The following is a 19,205-nucleotide window of genomic DNA, read 5'->3' as shown; positions in this document are numbered from 1 at the left end:
GTTTCCTCCTGCGCTATTCTGTCCATGTACCCAAGACGGGTGCCACAACATGACAAGGAGGAAAAGAAAGTGACGAAACGAGATTGGGTAATGAAGTCAACAGTAGCAGTCATGCTGAGTACGTCCCTGTTAATGGGTGGTCAAGTTGGAGTAGTGGCCGCTAAGACACAAGATTCAAAACAGTCAGAGGTTGCAAATATTGCTACTTCTTTGATCGGGAAGGATTACGAGTACAAAGCAAAGGGACCGAAGCAATTCGGATCTGCAGAGCTGGCTGCGTATGCGTACAAACAAGTAGGGATATCCATTGGGAGCACAATCTCTAGCCTGTACAAGACTGGGAGTAAAGTATCCGAAAAAAGCGTGGCGCCAGGAGATTTGGTGTTCTTCGCCTCTAGCGGAAGCGGAAGCCCAACTTTTATGGGAATATACATAGGCAGTGATCAATTCGTCTATTCTTCGAAAGGGGAAGACGAGGTAGTTGTAAAAACATACTCGAAGTACAGTGACAAATTTGTAGGGGCTCGTCGTGTTATTGATTCCTCAGAGAATACGCCGAGCAAGCCAGAACAGCCTGTAAGCAAAACTGCCGATCAGGTCATTAAAAATGGCGAAAAGTATTTGGGCACGAAGTACAAATACGGTTCAAGCAGTAGCACAACCAGTACGTTCGACTGCTCTTCCTTTACCCAACGTGTATTCAAGGAAGCGGGTATTACTCTGCCACGCGATTCCCGTCAGCAATCGACTGTTGGGAAATCTGTTTCCAAAAGCAACCTGCAAAAAGGTGATCTGATCTTCATGAAGGCATCGGTAAACAGTACTTCTGATCGGATTACACACGTGGCTATTTACGCAGGGAATGGAAAAATCCTGCACACTTACGGTAGTCCTGGTGTGACTTACTCCAAGTACGATGGAACGAACTGGGAGAAGCGCACAGTGAAAATCAAGCGTGTTATCTAATCATACAACTTCAAAGTGTTTACTCCGCTCTCGTGCTTTCGTACGGGAGCTTTTTTATGTGCTTTTGTATAATAAGACGCTGCTTCACTTTTTTTGTTTCGCGTCAATTATTGCCAACTGAGTAGAGAAAGTTATTCCCTTAGAAGAAGGGCCAGCCGCCTTGGCTGAACTCGCGACGCGTCGAGTGAAAGGGAAAGGCCACTATGGTCCCTTTTCTTATTGTGAAAACGAGTCTCCCTAGAATGAGTGCGAAAAATACATATTGTAATATTCTGAATTATACATATAATAAAAACTGAGAGGTGATTCAGATGTCAGAAAATAGTCTGCCTACCCCTGTTTTGACCAAAAAGGGACAGGAAACCCGCAAAAAAATACTGGATGCCGCGGAGCATGTGTTTGGCGAGCTGGGTTATTATGATGCATCTATCGTCTTGATCACACAGCATGCACAGGTATCCCAAGGAACGTTTTACAATTATTTCGAGTCGAAGAAAGCCATTTATGATGAATTGATCAGGCAGTTGAGCAGAGAGCTTCGTTCGACGATCAAAGAAGCAATCATGGGAGCAACCACACAAGAAGAGAATTTGCGCCTAGGATTTCTGGCCTTTTTTCGTTGGATCAAACATCATCGCAACATGTACAGCATTATTCAACAGGCTGCGCTCGTCGATCAGGAGCTATATCGCTGGTATTACGCCAAACTGGCAGCGGGGTACGTACGAAGTCTGAAGAACGCCATGACCGAAGGTGCGTTTCGAGAGATGGATCATGAGACGCTGGCTTATTGTCTCATGTCGATCGGACAATTCATCGGGATGCGTTGGGTTTACTGGGAAAATGAAGACGTACCGGAAGAGGTGCTAGAAACAGCCATGTCGATGATTATGAAAGGGATTGCTGCCAAGCCGTAACCGATTCATTTTATAGGCAAAGGAGTAGAGTTCATGCACGGAATTGCTTATTGGATTGAAAAGCGAGCCCGAATCACTCCGACGCGGATCGCAGTGATTGCCAACGATCAATCACTTACGTATCAGCAAATGAATGAGCAGATGCAATGTCTTGCCAACTATTTACGACATGAGCTACAGGTCAAAAAGGGGGACAGGATCGGCATTTTGTCCCAAAACAGTTTGGAGTATGTGCTTCTGCTGTTTGCCATCGCCAAACTCGGTGCGATTGCCGTCCCCTTTAATATTCGCTTGACCCCTGCAGAATTAGACTATCAGTTTGAGGATAGTGGTATCCGCGTGTTATGTGCCCAGCCGGAGTTCGCTGCCACCATTGAGCTGATCAAGGGGAAGGCCAGTGTTGCGCACATGATATGGCTGGAACCGGGAGAACTCCCTTGGAGCCAGGATGGCCCGAGTGAGTCATCCCAGCACAGTAGGACCGAGGTAGATGATGGCAGTGGAGATGATCCATACATCATTTGCTATACATCAGGAACGACAGGAAAGCCTAAGGGAGCAGTACTCACCCAAGAAAATATGTTTTGGAACTCTGTACACAATGTAGCCGCGCTTGATCTCACCTCAGAAGACTGCTCGATTGTCTTATTGCCACTCTTTCATATCGGGGGAATCGGACTGTTTGCCTTCCCTACATGGCTTGCTGGCGGACGCGTCGTAGTCGCCGGGAAGTTCGACCCTGATAAAGCGATTCAACTAATCGAATCACACCAAGTCACCATCGTGATGGGTGTGCCCGCCATCCATGAAGCCATTCGTCAAAGTCCCTTATTTGCTACCACATCATTCGATTCTGTCCGTTGGTTTTACAACGGTGGCGCTCCATGCCCCATGGAACTCATCCAGCATTTTCAGGAGCGAGGCCTCCCTTTTGGACAAGGATACGGCCTAACAGAAACATCTCCTACTGTGTTTATGATTGCGAAGGAAGATGCAAAAAGAAAAGCCGGCTCAATCGGTAAGCCCGTCATGTTTTGTGAAGTCCGCCTGATCTCGGATGACGGAAAAGACATGGGTCATGGCGAAATCGGAGAACTGCTCGTCAAAGGTCCGAATGTAATGAAGGAATACTGGAACAAACCAGTAGAAACAGCCAAGACCATCCGGGATGGGTGGCTGTACACAGGGGATTTGGCACGTTTTGATGAAGAAGGGTTCGCCTATATCGTAGGAAGGCGCAAAGACATGATTATCTCAGGCGGGGAGAACATTTATCCACTGGAGCTGGAACAGGTCATCGGCGAGCTGGATGACGTTCAGGAAGCCGCAGTCGTCGGTGTACCCGATGAAAAATGGGGAGAGGTCGCAAAGGCGTTTATCGTGCCCAAATCAGGTGCAGTCATCACGGAAGCATACATGAAAGCGCACTGTGAGCAAAGACTGGCGAAGTATAAAATCCCGAAGTCATTCGTGTTTCTGAACGAACTGCCACGCAATGCAACAGGGAAAATCGTCAAGCAAGCATTGACCAGATTGAAGAGCGATTCCATTACGCAATGAGGTGATTCGTATGGCGAGATTTGCAATAGGGGAGCAAGCATCTTTTAGCAGAACGATTACGGAAACAGATATCGTTCTATTTGCGGGAATGAGTGGGGATTACAATCCGGTGCACATCGACCAACAGTACGCAAAAGACACGCGATTCGGTCAGCGTATCTCACATGGACTGTTGACGGCGAGCATGTTGTCCAGATTGCTCGGGATGCAGCTGCCTGGCATCGGTTCCATTTACAAGGACCAGACCATTCAGTTTACGGCTCCGGTATTGATCGGAGACACAATCACCGCGACCGCCACTGTGCTAGAGTATCAGGAAGAGAGAGGCATGATCCGATTGCTTACGGAATGCACGAATCAGCATGGAAAAGTAGTTCTGACTGGAACAGCGACGATGCTCGTACCGAAGGAAGGAGCGAAAGTATGAATCATCTTGAAGCGAATACGATCCATGAGCAGACTATCGGAGTGGAAGCGACGTCCGTATTTTTTCCTGAGGGAGTAGAAACAGCTGAGCGATTGGCTGAAAAGACCGGAATCCCCACGCGAGTTATTATCGAAAAATTCGGTCTATACCAAAAGCATGTCGCAGATGACACGCTTCATGCATCAGACCTCGCTGTGCTCGCTGCCCAACAACTGACCGGCTCGGTGATCGATCCATCTGAGATTGACGTGATTATTTACTTCGGCAGTCCGCACAAAGATTACTATGTATGGTCCAGCGCACCGAAGATTACATACGAGCTAAAAGCGACAAACGCATACGGTTTCGAGATGATGAACGTCAGCTCGTGCTTTCCAATTGCTTTGAAGGTCGCCAAAGATATGCTGACGGCAGATGCAACCATTAAAAACATTTTGCTGGTTGCTGGCTGTAAAGAATCACAAATCGTCGATTACGACAATCCTCGCTCACGCTTCATGTTTAATTTTGCAGATGGGGGGACAGCGGCTCTCGTAAAGCGTGGTGCTACAAAGAGTAGAATTCTCCACAGCTGTGTCATTACCGATGGTTCTTTTCACGATGATATTAGGGTACCTGCAGGCGGTTCGAGGCTACAACCTAGTCATGAAACGGTGGAAAACAGACTCCACTACATCGATGTTCCGAATCCGACCGATATGAAAGAACGACTTGATCCCGTTTCCATACCGAACTTTGTCCATGTGGTAGAGCAGGCCTTGGCAAAAAGCAATCGTTCCTTGCGTGATTTGAAGCTGCTGCTTCCTTTGCACACAAAGCGTTCGATGTTCTTAGAGCTGTTGGAACGTTTGCAACTTAGCGAGGAGCAGGCCGTCTATCTCGATCATTACGGGCATTTGTCTGCACTCGATCCGTGTATTGGACTACATGTCGCACAACAAGAGGGACGTCTTGCCCCTGGGGATATTGTCGTAGCTGTCAGTGCTGGAACTGGATATACGTGGGCTGCAACCGTGCTGGAATGGTTAGCCGAATCGCAATGAACATTATGACTCTCGAGGAGGAACCGGCGTGAAAAAAAGAGGTTGGAAAATGTTGCTCCCACTAGCGATGTCTGTCGTGCTTGTTGTTGGTTGCAGCCAAAATGAAAGCGCTTCATCTGGCAGTGGTCATACGATCAAGGTAGGCGTACTCGCTTCGCTTACGGGGCCATTGGAGAGCTACGGCAAGCAGACGGTAAGAGGTTTTGAGCTTGGACTCGATTATGCAACAGAGGGCAAGCGAGAGATCGCTGGCAAAAAGATCGTGTTTGTCGTTGAGGATACAGAGACGAAACCGGATGTCGCCGTCCAAAAAGCGACGAAGCTCCTGGAAACCGACAAGGTAGATTTTCTCGTAGGCTCCTCGAGTTCAGGCGATACGCTAGCTGTCCTTCCGCTGGCAGAAGAGTACAAAAAAATCATGGTCGTAGAACCGGCTGTAGCAGATAGTATCACCGGGAAAAACTGGAACAGATACATTTTCCGCACAGGTCGAAATTCTTCGCAGGACGCAGTTGCTGGCGCTGCGGCGATTGCTTCCAAAGGAACGAAGATCGCGACGATGGCCCAAGACAGCGCCTACGGTCGAGAAGGGATTGAAGCCTTTAAGACTGCAGCTGAAAAATTAGGGGCTGTCATTATCGAAGAACAATACGTGGACACGAACACGACTGATTTTACAGCCAACATCCAAAAAATCATTAGCGCCAAACCCGAATATGTGTTCATCACGTGGGCAGGCTCGAACTCCCCATGGAAACAGCTTCAAGATATGCAGGTTCAGCAAAAAGGCATCAAGGTGTCTACGGGAGCACCTGATATCGCTGCCTTGAAAACGATGGAGGCCATGATCGGAATGGAAGGCTTCTCGGTGTATTACCATTCGCTCCCGAAAACGAAAATGAACGATTGGCTCATCGATGAGCACAAGAAGCGTTTTAACGGCGAGATTCCTGACTTATTTACGGCAGGCGGGATGACGGCAGCCGTATCAGTTGTGGAAGCGCTGAAAAAGACGAACGCCGATACAGACTCGGAGAAGTTGATTACTACGATGGAAGGCATGACCTTTGATACGCCGAAGGGCCAGATGCAGTTCCGGGTCGAGGACCATCAGGCACTGCAAACGTTGTACGCGATCAAGCTAGAGAAAAAAGACGGAGTCGATCATCCGGTCCCTGTACTCGTTCGGGAGATGACGATGGAAGAGACAGCACCACCTGTCAGGAACCAGAAGTAGAGGAGGTGTGTGATGAGTTACTTGTTGGAAACGGTTGACGTAAGCGTAGCATTCGGGGAGCAAACAGTCATAAACAAGGTATCGCTAAATATCCCGAAGCAGCGATTTACTTCGATCATCGGACCGAATGGAGCCGGAAAGACGACATTGTTTAACTTGTTAAGCGGGCAGCTTGCTCCATCACAAGGAACGATCAAGTACAAGGGGCAAGATATTACACACTTGCCCCCAGCAGCACGAACGAGATTGGGTATTGGTCGATCATTTCAATTGACAAACTTATTTCCCAAGCTAACGGTGCGGGAAAACATTCGATTAGCCGTGCAAGCCGCACAGGGCGTTCGGTTTCGTTTGTGGATTTCTCAGGCAGATCAGATGCGACAGGCTGAGGAAGTTGAGCGATTGCTGCATCTGGTATTGCTCGAGAAAAAGGCGGATGTACTGGCAAGTCTATTGGCGCATGGGGAGAAACGAAAGCTGGAGCTAGCCATGCTACTTGGACTGCGTCCGGATGTTCTCTTACTAGACGAACCGACTGCGGGGATTTCACTGGAGGAAGTCCCAGCTGTATTGAAGGTGATCGAATCGATTAAGGAAAGCAATTCGTGCACGATCATCCTCATCGAACACAAGATGGACATGGTCAAATCACTCTCCGATCACATGGTCGTACTATTTCATGGAGAGCTATTGGCTGAGGGGACACCGACTGACATGATGCGAAATGAGCAGGTGCAGTCTGCCTACTTGGGAGGGTTGTATAAGCATGATGCTGCAACTTGATCACATTGAAACGTACCTCGACCAGTTTCACATCTTGCAGGGAGTCTCGCTATCCGTGCAAGCAGGCAGTATTACTGTCCTGTTTGGACGAAACGGCGCGGGCAAAACAACGACGCTTCGTTCCATCATGGGGCTTGCCCCGATCCGTCATGGCCAAATTCGCTATTTAGGAGAAGAAATCGGGCATCTGCCGACCTATTCCATCGCGCGTAAGGGGATTGGCTATGTGCCCGAGAATCAAGGGATTTTCCATGATTTTACGGTAGAAGAGACGTTCCGGCTCGCCATGCAAAAAAATGACGACGAACAAAAAGAAAAGCTCGCGTGGATGCTGGATCTATTCCCTGACCTGGGTCATTACTGGAAAAAGAAAAGCGGGCACTTAAGCGGAGGTCAGAAGCAAATGCTGGCGATTGCACGAGCTTATGTGAACAGCAACGGACTCTTGTTAATTGACGAGCCGAGCAAGGGACTGGCGCCTATCATGGTTGAAAAGCTCATGTTTCACATCGAATCGATGAAGCAGAAAACGACTGTGCTTTTAGTCGAGCAAAACTTTATGATGGCGAGCATGATCGGCGAGCAGTACTACTTGATGGATGAAGGGAAAATTGTCCGCGGTGGCGCGATGCAGGAGTTGAAGGATGATGCAGATACGCGACAAAAATATTTGGGCATTGCCTGAGCGTATAACAGGGAGGGGGAGGATGAAATGGATGTCGCGATGAATTTGCTGGTAAATGGACTGGCGACAGGCATACTCATTTTCTTGCTCGCTTCTGGGCTCACGTTGATCTTTGGCTTAATGAGTGTGTTGAACTTTGCCCACGGTGGATTGTTTGCCTGGGGAGCTTTTGCTGGTGTATGGCTTTTCGGATTGACGGATAGCTTTCTTCTGGCCATTGTAGGTGCTGTCGTCATCGGGATGCTGCTCGGTTTCGTGTTAGAGCGCGTGCTGATCCGTCCGGTGTACGGTGATCACATTCAGCAACTGCTCGTGACATTGGGCGGGATGCTCGTGATAAGTGAATTGCTCAAGGTGTTCTGGAGCCCCAATCCTATTCGGGCAGTATTACCAGATTATTTGCAAGGGAGCATCGAGCTTGGCGACATCATACTGATCACATATCGCTTGTTTGTCATCGCAGTGGGAATCGTTGTGTACGTCGGGTTGCACCTGTTGTTAACCAAAACCAGACTAGGCTTGATCGTCCGAGCGGGTGTGATCGATAAGGAAATGGTGCAGGCACTCGGCATCAATATTAAACAAGTGTTTACATTCGTCTTTTTGCTGGGAGCAGGCATGGCTGCGCTCGGAGGAAGTCTGCTGGCACCGTATTCTGGGGTCATTTTTGCGGAAATGGGTATGCAGTATGCGATTCTGGCATTCATCGTCGTCATTGTCGGTGGGATGGGAAGCGTTCAAGGCTCTATGATTGCGGCGCTTTTAGTAGGAGTGCTTGGCTCGTTTATGGCTTACTTCGTTCCAGAGCTTTCACTGGCAGTGAACATGCTGCTGATGCTGGCAGTGCTGCTTATCAAACCATCCGGCCTGTTTGGAGCGAAGGGGTGATCATGCGTTGACTACATCTGGATTGTTGAACCATCGATTTATTGTGTTTGTCTTTCTAGCCTTGGCAGTTTTGCCGTTTCTTTCAGACTCGCGAAGCATGTACATCATGTTTACCCAAATCTTTATCTTTGCGATTTTTGCGATGAGTTTTGATTTGTTGCTCGGCTATACGGGGATCGTCTCATTCGGACACTGTATGTTTTTCGGAATAGGTGCGTACTCCGTGTCTTTATTCTTGAAAAACTTTGGTGCGACGATCAGTTATTTCTTGCTTGGCGTACTTGTTGCTATTGTGCTCTCCGGTATTCTCAGCTACGTGATCGGGATGCTGTCGTTGCGATTGAAAAGTCATTTTTATGCGATGCTGACCTTGGCGATTTCCCAGCTGCTATTCGTATTGGCAGAAAAATGGCGCTCACTGACGATGGGAGGGGATGGCTTCACCTTTCCGGTGCCTGAGCTGTTTCGTGACCGTTTGTCCTTTTACTATGTATGCCTGATCCTAATGGTCATGCTGTTCGTCATCTTGCGGGCGTTTACGCACTCTCCACTCGGCAAGGTATTGAAAGCCATCGGTCAAAATGAACAACGTGCGGAAGCGTTAGGCTATCAAATTCTTCATTATAAGGTAATCGTCAGCATTGTCGCTGGAGTGGTTGCTGCGATTAGTGGAGGCTTGTACGCGGTCATGCTGCGTTTTGTGAACACCCAAGTATTTTCGATTGAAACGACGCTGGATGCGCTCTTGATGAGCATGATCGGTGGGCTGGGAACGCTTTTCGGCTCCATTCTGGGATCAGGGATTGTGGAGTTGGCGCATCATGGGCTGACAGAGTTGGCGAAGCTTCATCCGATTTTCGAAAGATGGGTCATCTTCCTAGGCTTGCTCTATATTTTGGTCGTGCTCTGCTTCCCGAGCGGAATTGTCGGCAGCTTTCAAGAGTGGAGAGAGAAAAGAAAACAGCGTTCCCTGCAGGCTGCAACGATTACGGAGCAAGTAGAGTGATAGGAATGAAAGAAGGGAGGTCAACCCATACAAAAGGTTGGCCTTTTTTTGTCCCATTTTTGTCGAAAGAAAAAGGGGAGAATTATAGTGATGTCGAATTATTATTCATCAATCTAAGAAAAGGTGGAGATGTGCTATGGAACTGAACATTCCAGTGAACTATAACTTCGCTACCCAGGTGGACGAATGGGCGAGAAAACATCCGGAGAGACGAGCTGTTTGGGAGCTGGATGAACAAGATCAGGAACATATCCTTACGTACGAAGATTTGCGCCAATATTCAAATAAAATTGCGAATGGTCTAGGGTCGATTGGAATCGAGCATGGGGATCGGGTACTCGTCCTAGTTTCCCGAGGAACCTTGGCCTATGGCCTCTATTTGGCACTGCTGAAGCTGGGGGCAGTGATTTTGCCAGGGTCAGAGATGCTGCGTTACAAAGATATCGAGTACCGGATCAATCATGCAAAAGTCAAAGCTGTGATCAGCTTCGCGGGAGCAATGAGTGAGGTTGATCTGACGAGAGGCAATTACTCTACCCTGCAACACTACATCACGACGGGCGAAGAGAAAGAAGGGTGGATTTCGCTTGAGGAGCTACTCCAGGGGCAGGACACAGAATTTGAGGTCGTAAACACGAAGTCGGATGAGCTGGCCTTCCTGTCTTATACGTCAGGCACGACTGGGGGACCCAAAGGGGTTATGCACGTTCACGGTTGGCCGTTTGCGCATTTGGCTGTGGCCGCGACACAGTGGCTGGACGTTCGCGAAGGTGACGTGGTTTGGGCAACGGCGGGGCCTGGTTGGGCCAAGTGGATCTGGAGTCCGTTTGTCTCTACGTTAGGGCTGGGAGCGACCGCGTTTGTCTATAAAGGAAAGTTTTCTGCCGAGAATTATTTGACAATTCTGCAAAAACATCCAGTTTCTGTCTTGTGTGCGACGCCCACCGAGTACAGAATCATGGCAAAAGTAACGGATTTGGAACAATACAAGCTGTCCGCCTTGCGCTCTGCATGTTCGGCCGGTGAACCGCTCAATCGGGAAGTGATCGACACATTCCGCCGCGTATTCCAGTTGACCGTGCGAGATGGTTACGGACAGACAGAGAATACTTTGCTGGTGGGTACCTTTGTCGGCATGGAGCCGAGGCCAGGTTCGATGGGCAAGCCATCTCCTGTGGTGAGGAGCGCCATAATTGACGAAGAAGGAGCGGAGCTGCCAGTAGGCAAAGTGGGCGATATTGCCATTGATCGCCATATGGTAGCGCTGTTCAAAGGCTATCTGGATGATCCCGATCGCACTGCCAGAGCGTTTCGCGGCGACTGGTACGTGACGGGTGATCAAGGTCGCATGGATGAAGATGGCTACATCTGGTTCGAAGGACGTTCGGACGACATTATCATCTCAGGCGGATATACGATTGGTCCCTTTGAGGTCGAAGATGCCTTGGTGAAGCATGCGGCAGTAGCGGAGTGTGCGGCGGTTGCCAGTCCAGATCCAGAGCGTGGTCATGTGGTAAAAGCCTTTGTCATCCTGAAAAAAGGGAATGAGCCATCCGAAGAGTTGATCTTGGAATTGCAAAACCATGTCAAGCAATTAACCGCTCCGTATAAATACCCGCGTAAAATCGAATTTGTACAGGAACTGCCGAAAACAACCTCCGGTAAAATCAGACGGATCGAGCTGCGGCAGCACGAGGCACAGCAAAATCAGCATTCGTAATGGTTTGTCTTACGAAATTGTAAGATTGCTGTAAGTGGATTCGATGGGACGAAATGCGCGCATCCCCTACAATGTGAGTAGAAGCAAGGTAAGGGGGAATGCAGCATGAACCACCTTCCAATCCCATTAGGAAGAAACACCGACTTGTATGAAGCCGCGAGCATGCCCAAGAGCATCAAGAAACTCGGTGTTCGTTGGAAAAAACGACTGCGTATCAGTTTTCTCGTGATCATGATGGCAGCTATCTTGGCGCCGATCGTGCTTGCGTGGACAGGGAATATATGGATAGATGAAAATAAGCTGGCTGCTGTACAGCAATCCAACAGCTATGTAAAGCTGGACGAAATGCCTGACCATGTGTGGAAGGCGTTCGTTGCGATCGAGGATCATCGGTTTATGCAGCATCCAGGAGTAGATCCTGTTGGATTGAGCCGAGCGATCTGGGTGGATATCAAGGAAGGTGCCTACGTGCAGGGGGGAAGTACGATTACCATGCAGTTGGCGCGAAACCTGTTTCTGACGAACGACAAAACGATGACCAGAAAAGTGAAGGAAATCGCGATCGCTTTGCAATTGGAACAGCGATACAGCAAAAAAGAACTGCTCGAAATCTACCTCAACGTCATTTATTTCGGGCACGGAAAGTACGGGATTGGCGAGGCTGTTCCCTTTTACTTCGGGAAAAAAGCAACAGAAACAGGGAATCGAGCGGTAACACTGGGAGAAGCGGCTATGCTGGCTTCTTTACCAAAAGGACCAGAGCGTTACTCACCGGTCAAGAACTGGGACCGAGCCAAACAACGGCAAGCGGTTGTATTGAACCGGATGAACGAATTGGACGTGATTGATCAAAGTGAAAGTAAGTTGGCAAAGAACGAGCAGATTTACGTTGTTCCTACTGCCAAACGTGCAGCGAAATAAACGAATGTAATGGAATCCCCTGTCTAGATGGCAGGGGATATTTGTTTTGGAATCGATCAGGCATGCAGAATGGTAAGCGATATCCTATGCACTCACCCATCCCAACCGTTGGGCATAAAATACGGTGAGGAACTACAGGAAGGAGTCCAAAAACGTCATGAGTTCGTATCCTTTTCAGACACAAGCACAACCAGCGTCAAGTACCCCCGCTATGAATTCCTTCATTGACCCTTATTTGTATCAGACGTTGCAAAGTGTCATACGGCGTGAAGTTGCCATTCAAACAACCCAGGGAAATGTCCGTGGAAACGTTGTCGATGTGCTACCTGACCATGTGGTACTACAGACGGGAGGTTCTACGTTTTTTGTACGCATACAACAGATCGTCTGGGTCATGCCGTTTTAAACTGGTATGAAACAACCCTTCGCCCACATAAAACAGTACAGGTAGGTGCAAAACGGGGGGAGGGAAGCAGGTTGTTTACTCGTATCAACAGGTTGGCAATTGAGCTGCCAGAACCGGCTTATGGAGATGCCAACGCCGCTGCGGCCGTCCAGGAGCTATTGGGCGGTCGTTTTGGTGAGATGTCAACGCTAAACAATTATTTGTTCCAATCCTTCAACTTTCGCGGAAAGAGCAAACTAAAGCCTTTTTATGACTTGGTCGCCAGCATTACAGCGGAAGAAGTCGGGCATGTGGAGCTGGTCTCCAACGCAATCAATTTGTGCATGAAAGGGATTACGCGTCCGGGGGACCCAGATACGACTCCACTAAATAACGGATTAAATAAGCGTAATACGTACCATTTTATTGCGACCGCGCAAACCGCGATGCCAGGAGACTCCATGGGAAAATCATGGACAGGTGATTACGTATTCTCGAGCGGGAATCTGGTGCTTGATCTTTTGCACAACTTTTTTCTGGAGTGCGGAGCGCGTACTCACAAGATGAGGGTGTACGAAATGACGGATCATCCCACAGCTCGGGCCATGATCGGTTACTTGCTCGTCAGAGGGGGCGTCCATATCGTAGCGTACGCCAAAGCTTTGGAGATCGCTACGGGTGTGGATATGACGAAAATGCTGCCTGTTCCCAATCTGGATAACACACAATTCGATGCCACTCACCCGTATATCGCGATGGGATTGAATCGCAAGTTGTTTACGTTCAGCTATCAGGACTATCAGGATATCGCCATGATTTGGCGCGGCCCGTTGCCTGATGGTGGAACAGCAGAGGTCATTCAAGGCGTCCCGGATGGCGGCCCTGTTCCGGACTTAGATGAGCTGCCAGAAGAATTTGCGCCCGGTGTATCGCGGGAAGACTTTATGAAAATCGCGGAACGCTTGCAACGGTCAGCGGGGATGTAGATGGAATGGAAAAAGCATGAAAAAAGTGACCAGTCCGCAGTGGTATGCAGATTGGTCACTTGTTCTTGTTGAGGCAGTCTTACGTCGTCCGGTTCACAGCCTTACCCAGAGCATCTTCTAGTACATGGGCATACTGCATGGTCGTTTCGATTTTGGAGTGCCCCAGTTGTGCTTGTAGCTGATGGGGGTCAGGGTTCAAGCGGAGAAACTGTGTAGCAAAGCTGTGACGAAGCTTATGGACAGACAAATCGGGGATGCCGAAGGCTTTGGCGTACTTTTTGACCAGCTTTTGAACAGACCGCACTTCAATGCGATGCCCATTCGGATTGGAAGGGGAAACAGCGAGAAAAACAGCGTCCTCTTGCGGTTCGGGATTGTATTTGTCACGCAGCTGCAAGTATTTTGCTAAGTACTCCTTGCCCCAGTCACTGAAAAAAGGAGCGTCCTCTTTCTTTCCTTTGCGGATCAATTTCAACTGGTTTTTTTCCATAATAATGTCTGATAGATCGAGACTGACGATCTCTGACACACGGAAGCCACCGGAGAGAATCATCGCGATCAAGGCAGTATCCCGGTCGCGGTTTTGCATGTGATACTGCTTCTTTTTTTCCGTATCACAATGGGCCAGATACCCGTTGTAGACAAAATCGACGAACTGATAGATTTCGTCGTCAATCAGGATTTTTGCCCGAATGGCGTGGGCGCGTGCGAGGGGAGTCAGCTCCGTGATCTCCAGCTCGATTTTGGCGAGTACATTCCGCGTCAAATACGATTCCCCATTCTCATCCTCAGCGAGGGCAGACAAATAATGAAAAAGCGATTTCAGACTCGATATTTTTCTGCTGATGGTGCGGTCGCTGTATTCTTTCTTCGCGCTTTTGGTAGGGTTCGAGAGCAAAGCGGATCGCTCATATAAATGCGACTCCTGCAAGTACAATATGTAGCTTTCTACCGTTTCTTTCTTCAGGTCATTCAAATCGTTTAACGGAATGTCCTTCATATCCGTCGCGGTACTCAAACCTTCTGTCATCATCCAGCGAAAGAAAAAAGAGAAATCGCGAAGGTATCCAAGCAAGGTGGAGGGTGAATTTTTTTTTGATTTTTTATGCTCAATAAACTTTTCGACATACCATGGGTAGGAGCCCACTGTTTGCAAAAGCTGCAAGGCATCGCGCTGTTTGGTAACGGACATGCTTTCACCACCAAAATCATTTTGTAAATCGTATACGAACATATATTCTATCAAAAACCAAACGTTCTGGGAATTGCAAATTGAACAAGAAACCGTCATGATGGGGAGTATGGATGGATGTTGGAGAAGAACGGAGAGGATTCGTAGTGGCAACATGGGATTTATCTCAGACAAAGCATCATGTGTTGATCTGTAATGGCGGAAGCTGTATGCGCAAGGGTGGCGAAGAGGTTACGGTAGCGATACGCGAGGCGATTACCAACGCAGGTTTGGATGACTATGTACATACAACCCGCACGCGTTGCAACGGACGCTGTGAGGACGCATGCGTGATGATCGTGTACCCCGAAGGAATCTGGTATGAAAACGTGACGCCAGAAGATGCACAGCTGTTGGTGGAAGAGCATTTTCAAAATGGTAGACCAGTAGAGGCTTTGATGACGCATCGCTTCGAAACGAACGGTTTTGTGCGTACGATAGACACCAAGCCTGGTATCTTAAAATCACAAAAGGCAAAAAAATGAGGAAAAGGCCACGATCTGCTCACATGAAGCTAGAGAGTGGTTTTTTCATTTTCAGGAGTCTACGAATTACGACAAAAGGAGAAAGTAGGAGAGATGACAATATCGAAAGGAAAATGATTGAAAGCGTTAACAATATGTCTTTGTGATGTGGACGTTTTAAGTAAATGGTGGTAAACTGTCTGTAGATTGACTTGATTTTATGCGAATTTTATCAAAATGATATGTCCATACAGCGTGAACAATTGTTTTTGTGGAATTTACTAATCGATGGCTGAAATAATGGAGGGATTCTCGTTGGCGAGCAAAACACTTGAACATTTTTTACATGAAAATCTGACAGATTTGAAGAGCAAGGGACTGTACAACGTCATTGACCCTTTGCAAAGCGCGAACGGTCCTGTCATTACGATTGCAGGAAAAGAACTGATCAACCTCTCTTCCAATAACTATCTGGGCTTGGCTACTGATCAACGCCTAGTGGACGCTGCGATTGCAGCAGCAAGCAAATACGGTGTAGGGGCAGGGGCTGTACGTACCATTAATGGTACCTTGGACTTGCACGTGAAGCTAGAAGAAAAGCTCGCTGCCTTCAAGCACACGGAAGCCGCGATTGCTTACCAATCTGGTTTTAACTGCAACATGGCTGCGATCTCTGCTGTCATGGACAAAGACGATGCGATTCTTTCTGACGAGTTGAACCACGCTTCCATTATTGATGGATGCCGCCTGTCTCGTGCACAAATTATCCGTGTGAACCACTCCGATATTGATGACTTGCGTGCGAAAGCGAAGGAAGCGAAAGAATCCGGCAAATATAAAAAACTGATGGTCATTACTGACGGCGTATTTTCGATGGATGGCGATGTTGCCAAGCTGCCGGAAATCGTAGAGGTTGCCGAACAATATGACTTGATTACGTATGTAGACGATGCCCACGGCTCTGGTGTTCTCGGTAAAGGGGCAGGAACGGTTAAGCATTTTGGCCTGTCTGATAAAATCGACTTCCAAATCGGTACGCTTTCCAAAGCAATTGGGGTAGTCGGCGGTTATGTAGCAGGACGCCAAGAGCTGATCGACTGGCTCAAAGTACGCAGCAGACCGTTCCTGTTCTCGACCGCGCTGACTCCAGCGGATGTGGCTGCTTCCATTGCGGCTATCGATATTTTGATGAACAGCACCGAGCTGCACGACAAGCTGTGGGATAACGGACATTACCTCAAAAAAGGCTTGAAAGAACTCGGCTTCAATATCGGGGAGAGCGAAACGCCTATCACTCCATGCATTATCGGAGACGAACAGCAAACCCAGGAGTTCAGCAAGCGACTGTATGAAGAGGGCGTGTACGCGAAAGCGATCGTGTTCCCGACTGTAGCAAAAGGAACCGGCCGTGTACGGAATATGCCAACAGCGGCACATAGCAAAGAAATGTTGGATCGTGCCCTTAGCATCTACGAAAAAGTTGGGAAAGAAATGGGGATCCTGAAATGAAAAAAATTCTGGTAACCGGGGCGTTAGGACAAATTGGTTCCGAGCTCATCATGAAATTACGCGATATTTACGGAGCGGATCAAGTCATCGCCACAGATATCCGGAAAAACGAAGACGATCCTGTTGTGCAATCGGGTCCATTCGAAGTTCTTGATGTCACTGACGGGAACCGGATGTTTGAGCTGGCGAAGAAACATGGCGTGGATACGATCATGCATTTGGCTGCCCTGTTGTCTGCAACAGCTGAAGCAAAGCCTCTCTTGGCATGGAACCTGAACATGGGTGGGCTGGTAAACGCGCTGGAAGCAGCACGTGAGCTGAACTGCCAATTCTTTACGCCAAGCTCGATTGGTGCATTTGGTCCGACTACACCGAAGGACAACACACCACAGGACACGATCCAACGCCCTACGACCATGTATGGCGTAAACAAAGTATCCGGTGAGTTGCTCTGCGATTACTATTATCAAAAATTCGGGGTAGATACGCGCGGTGTACGCTTCCCAGGTCTGATCTCGTATGTAGCGCCTCCGGGTGGTGGTACGACCGACTACGCAGTAGACATTTACTACAAGGCGATCCAACACGGAGCGTATACGTCCTACATCGGTAAAGGCACATACATGGATATGATGTACATGCCTGATGCGCTGAATGCGATTGTTACCCTGATGGAAGCAGATGCCTCCAAGCTCATTCACCGCAATGCGTTCAACGTGACTGCGATGAGCATTGAGCCAGAGGATGTAGCAGCAGCGATCCGTAAACACATTCCTGAGTTTACACTCTCTTATGAAGTCGACCCTGTGCGTCAGGCGATCGCGGACAGTTGGCCGAACTCCATTGATGCTACGGCTGCCTTGCAAGAGTGGGGCTTCAAAGCGGAGTACGACTTGGACAAAATGACTGAGGACATGCTCGCAAAACTGCGGGGAAAGTTGCTCCAGCAGGTCGGATAAGCGAAGAGTGAAAAAGAAAACTGCCATTTCTTCTTGTACGTGATACGAGAGAGGTGGCAGTTTTTTGTTTCCAATCACATGCAGTGTGAAAGACTTTTGAATGTCTTTCCCGTTGTACGGGCACAGTAACAAAACATGCTTGAAGGAAAGAGGAATGGAGGGAGAGAACCATGGATTTACCAAAAACCTTGCAGGACAACCATTCGAAGCAAGACGAAGAAGGACAAGTCATCCCAAATTTTCAAGAGACTAAAGGCAGTGACAATGAGGAGCGACCAATAGAAAGCTGGGGATGGTCAAATAATACAGAGACCGTTCGAGGTCGCTGACACATGGTAACAAAAAACCTTCCAGAATCCGGGAGGTTTTTCTCGTTCCCGGTTCTATGCTTCGACAAATTGAAAACCGTCCAAACAAGGACGGTTTTTGTGGCTTACAGGAGCATTTGTTGTTGAGGCTGGTAGGCGTTAATCATCGTATTCATCGTATGATCGGCAAGCTGCGGAGCTTGGTAGTAGCCTCTTGCATTCAAGTATTGCCAAGTTTCATACGCCATTTGCTGGCATGCATTCGCGCCATTTACATGATATTGTCGGATACCTGGGTCCACACACTCTGCCGCCCACAGCATACCGATAGCGGAACCCGCTTTATGCCAGTTTAACATCAAAGTACCGATCGTCATATCAGACAAGCGGGTTGGGTGCGGGTTGGGCGCAGCCATCTGTGGGTTATTTAGACCAATAGCAGTCGGTTGGGCTACACGCAATTGAATAGGGGCTGGCGCTATGTTGAATCCTTTTCCCTGCAGTAGGCTAATCCCTTGCTGGTATGCGGTCATGATCATTTGCTGATGTCGGTTAATGATACTCGTTAATTGAGGGTCTTGCGCCATCTCGGCAAGTAATCCGTGCATTTCAATCGCGGCGTGTTTGGAGCGGAGTGCTTCTTGTGTTTCCAAAAATTCATGGGCAGCAAAACGTTGCATAATGGCCTCCTGATCTATCGTTTGGTTTTGGACTGTCAACCTCTGTTATTGTTTGTTCTGAAGTAATGGATATTCAGGAAAAAGAATCTAACTGACGTATTCAGCTGAATAGGAATTGGAGCCTGCGTGCACGGAAAGCAATGTATTGGCATCAAAAAAAGATACCATTCCACGGAAGTTGCTGAGCAGAAATTTTTCGTAAAAGTGAGACCTTGGATTGCTTCCTCGGTTTTTCTTTTTAATTTGGGTTTTTGGTTGTCATTTTAGGATGTTGCAATGTATAAGCGGGGTATGTTAAGATCGTTCTGACAATTAACGATTGGAGTTGAAGAGGATAATGTAATATTTTTTGCCACTTTTTGAAGAATGAAGCAGAGTTTGTTTTGTTCTTCATTGGCAAGAAAGTTACCTTATTCTTTTCACTCAAAAAATATACCCTTTTCATTCCCTGAACGGGGCTGGATTTGCCGTATTTTTTTGAGCTACAAGAAAGGTAACTTTCTTGTAGCTCTTTTTTAGTGCGCCCAGCA

At 48.2% G+C, this 19,205-nt stretch carries 21 protein-coding genes; 18 read left to right on the top strand and 3 right to left on the bottom strand.

Translation table 11 applies throughout. The features are described from left to right. The first annotated feature begins 69 nt into the window (after positions 1-69). The 14 genes from C7R92_RS24065 (at position 70) to C7R92_RS24000 (ending at position 13,524) form a co-directional block, all read left to right on the top strand. Positions 70-966 (top strand): C40 family peptidase, encoded by an 897-nt coding sequence (locus C7R92_RS24065; protein ID WP_106835909.1) that lies wholly within the window; start codon positions 70-72, stop codon positions 964-966. A gap of 311 nt (positions 967-1,277) precedes the next feature. Then, on the top strand, positions 1,278-1,883 hold the full coding sequence (locus C7R92_RS24060; protein WP_106835908.1) for a TetR/AcrR family transcriptional regulator: 606 nt from the start codon (positions 1,278-1,280) through the stop codon (positions 1,881-1,883). 33 nt (positions 1,884-1,916) lie between these two features. Beyond that, positions 1,917-3,443, top strand: coding sequence for an o-succinylbenzoate--CoA ligase (locus tag C7R92_RS24055; RefSeq protein WP_106835907.1), 1,527 nt, complete (start codon positions 1,917-1,919; stop codon positions 3,441-3,443). Between the two features lie 10 nt (positions 3,444-3,453). Then, a complete protein-coding gene (locus tag C7R92_RS24050) occupies positions 3,454-3,870 on the top strand; it encodes a MaoC family dehydratase (RefSeq protein ID WP_017248225.1) in 417 nt (138 codons plus the stop codon). Next, complete coding sequence (locus C7R92_RS24045; RefSeq protein ID WP_069845247.1) at positions 3,867-4,913, top strand: 3-oxoacyl-ACP synthase; 1,047 nt, start codon at positions 3,867-3,869, stop codon at positions 4,911-4,913. Before C7R92_RS24050 ends, C7R92_RS24045 begins: the two co-directional genes overlap by 4 nt. A 67-nt stretch (positions 4,914-4,980) precedes the next feature. Further along, a complete protein-coding gene (locus C7R92_RS24040) occupies positions 4,981-6,150 on the top strand; it encodes a substrate-binding domain-containing protein (RefSeq protein WP_412678990.1) in 1,170 nt (389 codons plus the stop codon). Between the two features lie 12 nt (positions 6,151-6,162). Beyond that, positions 6,163-6,933 (top strand): ABC transporter ATP-binding protein, encoded by a 771-nt coding sequence (locus C7R92_RS24035; protein ID WP_106835906.1) that lies wholly within the window; start codon positions 6,163-6,165, stop codon positions 6,931-6,933. Then, positions 6,917-7,618 carry an ABC transporter ATP-binding protein gene (locus tag C7R92_RS24030; RefSeq protein WP_069845245.1) on the top strand — a complete coding sequence of 234 codons (702 nt, stop codon included), beginning with the start codon at positions 6,917-6,919 and terminating at the stop codon, positions 7,616-7,618. Before C7R92_RS24035 ends, C7R92_RS24030 begins: the two co-directional genes overlap by 17 nt. A 27-nt stretch (positions 7,619-7,645) precedes the next feature. After that, positions 7,646-8,506 carry a branched-chain amino acid ABC transporter permease gene (locus C7R92_RS24025; protein ID WP_106835905.1) on the top strand — a complete coding sequence of 287 codons (861 nt, stop codon included), beginning with the start codon at positions 7,646-7,648 and terminating at the stop codon, positions 8,504-8,506. Positions 8,507-8,603: 97 nt separating this feature from the next. Continuing rightward, positions 8,604-9,512: a branched-chain amino acid ABC transporter permease gene (locus C7R92_RS24020; RefSeq protein WP_208636232.1), complete on the top strand. Its 909-nt coding sequence runs from the start codon at positions 8,604-8,606 to the stop codon at positions 9,510-9,512. Positions 9,513-9,648: 136 nt separating this feature from the next. Further along, on the top strand, positions 9,649-11,232 hold the full coding sequence (locus tag C7R92_RS24015) for an acetate--CoA ligase (protein ID WP_106835903.1): 1,584 nt from the start codon (positions 9,649-9,651) through the stop codon (positions 11,230-11,232). Positions 11,233-11,337: 105 nt separating this feature from the next. Further along, on the top strand, positions 11,338-12,153 hold the full coding sequence (locus C7R92_RS24010; protein ID WP_106835902.1) for a transglycosylase domain-containing protein: 816 nt from the start codon (positions 11,338-11,340) through the stop codon (positions 12,151-12,153). 157 nt (positions 12,154-12,310) lie between these two features. Beyond that, positions 12,311-12,559, top strand: coding sequence for a YuzF family protein (locus tag C7R92_RS24005; protein WP_069845239.1), 249 nt, complete (start codon positions 12,311-12,313; stop codon positions 12,557-12,559). A gap of 71 nt (positions 12,560-12,630) precedes the next feature. Next, a complete protein-coding gene (locus C7R92_RS24000) occupies positions 12,631-13,524 on the top strand; it encodes a manganese catalase family protein (protein ID WP_012686273.1) in 894 nt (297 codons plus the stop codon). A gap of 79 nt (positions 13,525-13,603) precedes the next feature. On the opposite strand, the gene xerS is transcribed toward C7R92_RS24000, so the two are convergent. After that, positions 13,604-14,716, bottom strand: coding sequence for a tyrosine recombinase XerS (xerS, locus tag C7R92_RS23995; protein ID WP_106835901.1), 1,113 nt, complete (start codon positions 14,714-14,716; stop codon positions 13,604-13,606). 146 nt (positions 14,717-14,862) lie between these two features. On the opposite strand from xerS, the gene C7R92_RS23990 reads away from it, so the two are divergent. From C7R92_RS23990 to C7R92_RS32425, 4 genes are all read left to right on the top strand, one after another. Then, on the top strand, positions 14,863-15,240 hold the full coding sequence (locus C7R92_RS23990; protein ID WP_026043057.1) for a (2Fe-2S) ferredoxin domain-containing protein: 378 nt from the start codon (positions 14,863-14,865) through the stop codon (positions 15,238-15,240). A 279-nt stretch (positions 15,241-15,519) separates the two neighbouring features. After that, positions 15,520-16,728 carry a glycine C-acetyltransferase gene (locus C7R92_RS23985; RefSeq protein WP_170831568.1) on the top strand — a complete coding sequence of 403 codons (1,209 nt, stop codon included), beginning with the start codon at positions 15,520-15,522 and terminating at the stop codon, positions 16,726-16,728. Continuing rightward, positions 16,725-17,687: an L-threonine 3-dehydrogenase gene (locus C7R92_RS23980; protein ID WP_069845236.1), complete on the top strand. Its 963-nt coding sequence runs from the start codon at positions 16,725-16,727 to the stop codon at positions 17,685-17,687. Before C7R92_RS23985 ends, C7R92_RS23980 begins: the two co-directional genes overlap by 4 nt. 170 nt (positions 17,688-17,857) lie before the next feature. Next, a complete protein-coding gene (locus tag C7R92_RS32425) occupies positions 17,858-18,016 on the top strand; it encodes a hypothetical protein (RefSeq protein WP_167403232.1) in 159 nt (52 codons plus the stop codon). A 104-nt stretch (positions 18,017-18,120) separates the two neighbouring features. On the opposite strand, the gene C7R92_RS23975 is transcribed toward C7R92_RS32425, so the two are convergent. Both C7R92_RS23975 and C7R92_RS32605 read right to left on the bottom strand, forming a co-directional pair. After that, on the bottom strand, positions 18,121-18,675 hold the full coding sequence (locus C7R92_RS23975) for a spore coat protein (RefSeq protein WP_106835900.1): 555 nt from the start codon (positions 18,673-18,675) through the stop codon (positions 18,121-18,123). Between the two features lie 238 nt (positions 18,676-18,913). Continuing rightward, on the bottom strand, positions 18,914-19,205 hold a 292-nt coding region (locus tag C7R92_RS32605; protein WP_208636229.1), incomplete at its 5' end, for a hypothetical protein.

Origin of the sequence: Brevibacillus porteri, assembly GCF_003013475.1 — a bacterium.
GTDB lineage: Bacteria > Bacillota > Bacilli > Brevibacillales > Brevibacillaceae > Brevibacillus > Brevibacillus porteri.
Note: the sequence above shows the minus strand (reverse complement) of the source record. Positions and strands in the feature narration are given on the sequence as shown.